We start from the raw sequence: 6,000 nt of genomic DNA, 5'->3' as shown, positions 1-6,000 counted from the left end.
AGCCCTGTTTTCCGTCGCTTTTTCGACTTTGATGCAAATGAGGTTGCTTATGTCATGATTCAGGAGGGAGACAGCGGCGACAATGTTATATATGAAGCGGAACCGGAAAAAACACAAATCCTTCAGGAGCTGAATGATTTGCGATACCGTTACTGGCTTCCTAAAATTCCTGTGGCGGCGGGAGGGTGGCCATTCCGTGTATTCGTAGAGTTTAAAAATGGAGACTATGAATCGTTTCTATTCACCGATACGGTGATTTATGTGCGTCATATCGGCTATCGTGTTGACCGGAGCCGGCTATCTGCCTTGAAATCCTACATACCAAACGGATGAGAATACGATTGGAAAAAGCGGACTGAGAAACAAAGGGAAAGAAAAATGAACCTTACGAACAGGCTGCCAACGAAAAACAGCCGAAGTTCTGTTGAGACAGTTGCTGTAAATCGGTAAAAATAAAAAACAAGCGATTTCCGAAGAAATCGCTTGTTCCCACAAAAGTGGTACGCCAGAAGGGATTCGAACCCCCGACCTTTTGGTTCGTAGTCCGTTCCGAATGATTTCAATTGTGTACTTATGCATCATACAAGCGCAATATACTGCGGTTTTTATATATATCAGCAACTTTTACGACCATATAAAAATACCTATTTTCGGGTGAATAAACACCAAATAAACACCAAGCAAACACCACGAAAAGCAATCGTCCATATTGCAGACTTGCCCCGATATTTCGGGGGGGAAGACGCCCTTGTGCGTGCTGCCGGTTTCTGGTATACTTCATGCAGGTGCTGCCGAGCCGGCGGTAGGCGGTTAAGTCTTGCCCCTGAAAGGGGGCGTTGCACATGGACTATCAAGCTATGATCTTGCTTTTGATCGTTGCCACAGGGCACATAATCGCAATAAAAAAGAAGTAACCGCCACTCTATCCCCATAGAAAACCGGTTACTTCTAATCGCAATCTTACGGGGCTAACCGTCTACCGGCAGCACCGTTTTTCTATATTCAGTATACCCGCCCCGATCGGGATTGTCAAGCCGTCCAGTAGGGCGGTTTTTGTTCTGCTGCAAAACACACAAGAGCATCAATCAGATTCTTGACAGCAGGCTCCAATTGCCTGAGTTGTTATCTGATGATACTCTTGTTAATTACAATATAGCACAGAAAGAGCAAAATAACAATGCTTCCAAAGAAAACAAGAGTATCGACGACTTGCTCTATGGCAGGCTCCAATTGCCTGCGACGAACAGTGACGATACTCTTGCTGCTTATAGTATAGCACATGCGTAAGCTAAAACGCAACGATGCGTTACAGCACCTTAGACAAGTCCAGCATACACGCATCCAGAGACAGCACACGCGCTTCTGCATCCTCATGCGTATAAACGGCTACCGTGTGATATGCGCCGTCAGACAGCTTAAAAACCGTTACATTGCGCTCCTGTGGCGAAACAATCCAGTATTCGGACACGCCTGCCTGCTGGTATCTGTTTAGCTTTATCAGCCGGTCGGCCTTTGCGGTGGATGGCGAAAGGATTTCCATTATCACTGTGGGTGCGCCAAAGCAATATTGCTCGGTCAGTTTCTCCGGCTCGCAGATGACCGCGATATCAGGAACGTAAACCGTGCTTACATCATCCGCGCTCTGATGTGCGTGATCCGGCAATAGTACTTCGATTTCTGCAAAGACCTTACAAGGCTTGCCGTCTAAGAAGTTTCTAAGCTGCTGCAATAGAGCGCCCTCTATATTCTGGTGCTGGATGCTCGGACGCGCCTGCATGACCGGCATACCGTCAAACAATTCATATTTTTCATCACTTTCCCATGTCAGATAATCCGCATAGGTATAATGCTTTTCCTGCGGTAACGGCATTGGCTACTCCTCCTCGTGGATATTATCCCGCTTGACCTGCTCATCTATCGCACGCCGGCCTTACTCAGGCGTATTGCAGTTTTCCGCGCGGCACAGGGATAGGGCGCCCCAATTCGCGGGCAGTTTCTATCCATTCTGCAATTACAGTTTCGACATTGTCGAGCGCCATCCTCGCCGTTTCGCCATCAGCCATACAGCCAGGCAGCTCCGGCACTTCGGCAATATATGCTTCATCTTCACGGCTGTAGTAGATGATGATTTCATACTGATACATTACTCAGCACCTCCCATGCGATATTTTACGATCAGATCGCGGACTTGTTTCACCTGATAGGACTTTGCCATTTTCCCTTTCGGCTGGATATTGATGATTTCCTCTATGCCGTCTTTTGTGTATATGAAATGATCGCCCTTTACGCGACAGACAAACCCAAACCGGTCTAAAATCTTGCACAAGTCATCAAATGCAATATTCTTATCTTGTATGCCGCTCAAGATGCTGTACAGTAGTTTTTCAAACCGGCTCATGCTTCATCACCCTGCTCACCGATACACTTCAATACATGATCCTTGAGTTCGGTATTAGCGGTCTTGCCCTGTGCTGCACAGTAGGCCTTAAATGCCGCCGCTTCTTCCTTCTTGACTTTGCACCCCAGCGTGGTCATGTGCTCGCGATTATATTTGTCGGATGCTTTCTTTTGTGCTTCACTTACTGCCATATATATGCCTCCTCTACTGTATTATATCGCATTTTGATATTGTTAACCATATAAACAATGCACAAAATATATGGTTAACTTTGTACATCATGTCTATTGATATACGGTTAACCATATAGTATACTATAATCACAGCAAGGGAACAGAGCCGAGGGCAAGACCACCCGACCAAGAGCCGTACCGCGTACCTGTGAGCGAGAGCAATAGTCAGGAAGATGACGCAGGCGGGTGCGAGAGCGGCGTATATTGCTTTCTGCGGTTTCGGCATGTAATCAAAAATACCCAAGCCGCAAAGAGCGCACAGCGTCCATTATAAACGAAATATGGAGGTATTACACATAAGCAGAACAGAGTTAAACCACAAAATCACAGAACTGCGCAGGCTGCGCCGTCTGGCGGATGAGATCGCCGCCGAGATTGAGAGCATCACGGATGCAGTCAAGCAGGAAATGACCATGCAGGGCGCGGACATGCTGGCCGGTGACGATTGGAAAGCCGCATGGAAGCCGGTACAGTCTGCATGGTTTGACAGCCGCGCTTTCAAAGCGGCAATGCCTGACCTGTACCAGCGGTTCACCCGTTCGACCGAAACCCGCCGATTTACCCTCGCATGAGAAAAGCCCCTTACCACCGCCAACCAAGCAAGGTAAGGAGCCAAAGCTAAACCACCACAGGGCGGTTGTCTGTATGATAGCACAGCCGTCCATGAATTACAAGGGAGATTGGATAAAATGCAGCAGATTACACCAGAGGAAGCAACAAGAATTGCGTACCTGGCACATATCGACCATAGCAGCATCTTCGCTATATTCGATAACGCATATACTGCGCGACATATTGACGATGGTCTTAGGTCGAATACATCGTGGTCGGTGCGGTGCGCCGCTGATGCTTGTTACGTCGCTGGGCGTATTGACGGTATCCGTGCCGAGCGGGAACGCCGCAGGAAAGCACATTCCAGAACTGCAAGGGGAGGGCAGGCATGAGTGAAATCACCTTCCCGATCACGCTTGGGGCGTTCTGCAAAATGTCCGAGCAAGTCACCGGCGAACCCGTAACGGATCAATGGCTTGAAATCTACCAGATGATTCTGCCAGTCATAAACGATAGCTATTATCTTGGGCTTGCAGGCAAACCGCACGATCCTGTCAAACCGAACGCCGGTACAAGTGACTTTGTGCAGCGCTTTGCACTCTCGCTCGAATATTGGTGCAATCTGGCATATTCGCGCGGACGGCAACAATACATGGGGTACTGATGAATTATATAACTGACCGGCTGGCAACGGTCATGCAAGAGGGCTGCACCGCCTATGGGGTGCGGCTCTTTTTTTGTTGGACATTTCTAATGATTTCTGGAGATTTGCACAGCCTTTTTATGTGCTGCTTTTGTCGTTTTTCTGCGACTTTCGGCAAGCGCAAAACATCAGGTTTTTACAGGTTTTGCATTCTACGCGGTTTTCGTGGGAATAACAAGCCTTGTGTGCTATTTCTGGTTTTTACTGGTTATAGCATCCCCTTGCGTTCCAGCTTCATTACCGTTCGTTCTTCTACACTGCCGCCGTTCTTCCAGGCGTTCCAGCCGGTGCCGTGATATGCGCCCTCGCTGATGATCTGCTCGCGGTACTGTTTCAGCCGTTGGATGTTCTTACCGCTTCTCAGCTTCCGAAATCCCTTGCTGGTAAGCTGACGGGCATATTTCGCATTGCAGCCCAGCTTTGCCCCTATTTCTGCCAGCGTCAGGCCGTCGTAGTAGCGATACCGAATCGCTGCGGCCTGCTCCTGTTCCAACGTATCAAGGCACCGGTCTAACGCTGTGTGCAGCTGCTCGGTATAAAGCCGTTCTTCCTCATCCTCGAACTGCTGACCGGCTGCGGGATCGTGAACAAGCTCGCCGCGCGGTGTTTCGCTGCCGTCCTCACCGGTTACCGGCTCATCAAGGCTCAGGCAGCGCCCGAGCGGATCGCGCTTCTGTCCCTCTGTACGCCAGCCGACCAGATCATAAAAAACCGTCTTGACCGGATAGCTGAGAAAGGACGCAAACAGCGTGCCCCGTTCGGGCTTGTACAACTCCACAGCAAGCGCGATTGCAAGGAAGCAGGATTGTTCCATGTCCTCCCATGTCCGCCCATAGCGGTCATTCTCGCGCCTGCTTTCTGCGCCAGCCCGCGAAACATCGTAGCAAGCAGCCCCCTGTTCTGCTCCCAGAGCTGCGCCAGCGCATCACGGCTTCCTGCTTTGGCCTGCGCTGCCAGTTCTTCGTTGCGCATTGCATATACCTCCCGCCTGTGGTAGAATAAAACCACAATCGAATCAAGCGGGAGAGCGGCAGGCCGTACAGGGCTTGCTGCTCTTTTGTTGTGCAAAAGCCTTTTTATGTTCAGCTTTTCTCGGCTTTTCTCGGCTTTGTCCTGCATCCGCTGCTTTGCGCAGTCTGGGCAATAAACCGCTTCGGGATATAGCCGTTTTTTCGCCCACTTGTGGTCGACTAAAGTCCTCGCGCGTGTAATGTCCACTAATTCCGCAAATATGCCCGATAAAACATAATCCAGTCCGACAAGGACATGATTACTACCCACGGTTTATGATTTCTTCGGTGAAATACCGCTGGAATATCGCCAGTTTTGGCGGCATCTCTGGAAGATTGCTCAAAAGCCTTATAAAGCGATAAATTCTCTACGCGCTTGCACTCAACATGGACAAACGGCAGCCCTTCCACATCAGCAGACCCGCCATAGGGGATTGTGCCGCGTTTAGTGTCCACGCCTAATGCGTCATGTAAGATGGCCGCAAGCTCCCGTTCTCCCTGCGCACCCTTTCTCTTGGATGATTTGCCGATAAGTTAACACTTCCTGATTCGTCATCAACCGTCATCGTCTCCCCATGCTGCTTTGCAGCCGTGCCACAAACTTGGAAAGCGTCAAGGCTTCCGAATCCCCATTGCCCGCATCTGCGCAGAGCAGCGCAAAGATATATTGCAGAAGCGACCGTTTTTCCCTGATTTGCAGATGGGAAAAATCCCGAATAAAGGCAATCATCGGCTCTGCTTCGGTACGGTCGATTTCACCGTTGCGGAAACCGGCGTATACGCGGCGGGCGGCTACAAATTGAAAACGTTCGTTTTCCGTCAGCCCATCCGGTACGGCAGTGCCGCGGTATGCGCTCTTTTTCAGCTCATCAAACGTCATGCCTGAACCCTCCCTGAACAGGGATAAACCGCCCTGTCTGCAAGCTGAATCCCAATTGGAATGATTTCATGCCCGCGTGGCGGTTCTTTGCAACCTGTGTAGACACAAAGACCAGTTCGTCGCGTTCGCTCTCATACAGATCGGGGCGGTGCATCAGCAGCACTGCGTCTGCGTCCTGCTCAATTGCGCCGCTGTCCCGTAGGTCGGCAAGGCAGGGGGTTTTA

The 6,000-nt window shown here is 50.1% G+C and carries 11 protein-coding genes; 3 read left to right on the top strand and 8 right to left on the bottom strand.

Features of this window, described 5'->3' with window-relative positions; translation table 11 throughout:
* A partial coding sequence (locus ACOYIE_RS08480; RefSeq protein ID WP_433412297.1) for a hypothetical protein occupies positions 1 to 333 on the top strand: 333 nt, incomplete at its 5' end.
* A 973-nt stretch (positions 334 to 1,306) separates the two neighbouring features.
* Here the strand turns inward: ACOYIE_RS08480 and ACOYIE_RS08475 are convergent.
* From ACOYIE_RS08475 to ACOYIE_RS08460, 4 genes are all read right to left on the bottom strand, one after another.
* Positions 1,307 to 1,870, bottom strand: coding sequence for a Uma2 family endonuclease (locus tag ACOYIE_RS08475; protein ID WP_433412295.1), 564 nt, complete (start codon positions 1,868 to 1,870; stop codon positions 1,307 to 1,309).
* Between the two features lie 64 nt (positions 1,871 to 1,934).
* Positions 1,935 to 2,144: a type II toxin-antitoxin system HicB family antitoxin gene (locus tag ACOYIE_RS08470; protein WP_433412293.1), complete on the bottom strand. Its 210-nt coding sequence runs from the start codon at positions 2,142 to 2,144 to the stop codon at positions 1,935 to 1,937.
* Complete coding sequence (locus ACOYIE_RS08465) at positions 2,144 to 2,398, bottom strand: type II toxin-antitoxin system HicA family toxin (protein WP_433412291.1); 255 nt, start codon at positions 2,396 to 2,398, stop codon at positions 2,144 to 2,146. Before ACOYIE_RS08465 ends, ACOYIE_RS08470 begins: the two co-directional genes overlap by 1 nt.
* Positions 2,395 to 2,589, bottom strand: a complete 195-nt coding sequence (locus tag ACOYIE_RS08460; protein ID WP_034971653.1) for a hypothetical protein — start codon at positions 2,587 to 2,589, stop codon at positions 2,395 to 2,397. The genes ACOYIE_RS08465 and ACOYIE_RS08460 overlap by 4 nt, the downstream gene beginning before the upstream one ends.
* Before the next feature lie 323 nt (positions 2,590 to 2,912).
* Between ACOYIE_RS08460 and ACOYIE_RS08455 the strand changes: the two genes are divergently transcribed.
* On the top strand, positions 2,913 to 3,203 hold the full coding sequence (locus ACOYIE_RS08455; RefSeq protein WP_433412289.1) for a hypothetical protein: 291 nt from the start codon (positions 2,913 to 2,915) through the stop codon (positions 3,201 to 3,203).
* 368 nt (positions 3,204 to 3,571) lie between these two features.
* Complete coding sequence (locus tag ACOYIE_RS08450) at positions 3,572 to 3,847, top strand: hypothetical protein (protein ID WP_433412287.1); 276 nt, start codon at positions 3,572 to 3,574, stop codon at positions 3,845 to 3,847.
* A gap of 247 nt (positions 3,848 to 4,094) precedes the next feature.
* On the opposite strand, the gene ACOYIE_RS08445 is transcribed toward ACOYIE_RS08450, so the two are convergent.
* The 4 genes from ACOYIE_RS08445 to ACOYIE_RS08430 form a co-directional block, all read right to left on the bottom strand.
* Positions 4,095 to 4,700 carry a sigma-70 family RNA polymerase sigma factor gene (locus ACOYIE_RS08445; RefSeq protein WP_433412285.1) on the bottom strand — a complete coding sequence of 202 codons (606 nt, stop codon included), beginning with the start codon at positions 4,698 to 4,700 and terminating at the stop codon, positions 4,095 to 4,097.
* A gap of 403 nt (positions 4,701 to 5,103) precedes the next feature.
* Positions 5,104 to 5,427 carry a putative PDDEXK endonuclease gene (locus ACOYIE_RS08440; protein ID WP_433412299.1) on the bottom strand — a complete coding sequence of 108 codons (324 nt, stop codon included), beginning with the start codon at positions 5,425 to 5,427 and terminating at the stop codon, positions 5,104 to 5,106.
* Positions 5,428 to 5,458: 31 nt separating this feature from the next.
* The gene (locus ACOYIE_RS08435; RefSeq protein WP_433412283.1) at positions 5,459 to 5,776 is read right to left on the bottom strand and encodes a hypothetical protein; all 318 of its coding nucleotides are present in this window, start codon (positions 5,774 to 5,776) and stop codon (positions 5,459 to 5,461) included.
* The coding region (locus ACOYIE_RS08430; protein ID WP_433412281.1) for a DnaB-like helicase C-terminal domain-containing protein at positions 5,766 to 6,000 on the bottom strand (235 nt) is incomplete at its 5' end. The genes ACOYIE_RS08435 and ACOYIE_RS08430, both read right to left, overlap by 11 nt.

The organism is Agathobaculum sp. (assembly GCF_050946325.1).
In the GTDB taxonomy this organism is placed as follows: Bacteria; Bacillota; Clostridia; order Oscillospirales; family Butyricicoccaceae; genus Agathobaculum.
The sequence above is the reverse complement of the archived record's forward strand: the minus strand, read 5'-3'. Positions and strand labels throughout refer to the sequence as shown.

Bases quoted from the DNA above. Each gene is read 5' to 3' on its own strand.
- ACOYIE_RS08460 (WP_034971653.1), bottom strand. From the start codon at position 2,589: ATGGCAGTAAGTGAAGCACAAAAGAAAGCATCCGACAAATATAATCGC.
- ACOYIE_RS08435 (WP_433412283.1), bottom strand. From the start codon at position 5,776: ATGACGTTTGATGAGCTGAAAAAGAGCGCATACCGCGGCACTGCCGTA.
- ACOYIE_RS08450 (WP_433412287.1), top strand. From the start codon at position 3,572: ATGAGTGAAATCACCTTCCCGATCACGCTTGGGGCGTTCTGCAAAATG.
- ACOYIE_RS08470 (WP_433412293.1), bottom strand. From the start codon at position 2,144: ATGTATCAGTATGAAATCATCATCTACTACAGCCGTGAAGATGAAGCA.
- ACOYIE_RS08455 (WP_433412289.1), top strand. From the start codon at position 2,913: ATGGAGGTATTACACATAAGCAGAACAGAGTTAAACCACAAAATCACA.
- ACOYIE_RS08465 (WP_433412291.1), bottom strand. From the start codon at position 2,398: ATGAGCCGGTTTGAAAAACTACTGTACAGCATCTTGAGCGGCATACAA.
- ACOYIE_RS08445 (WP_433412285.1), bottom strand. From the start codon at position 4,700: ATGGAACAATCCTGCTTCCTTGCAATCGCGCTTGCTGTGGAGTTGTAC.
- ACOYIE_RS08475 (WP_433412295.1), bottom strand. From the start codon at position 1,870: ATGCCGTTACCGCAGGAAAAGCATTATACCTATGCGGATTATCTGACA.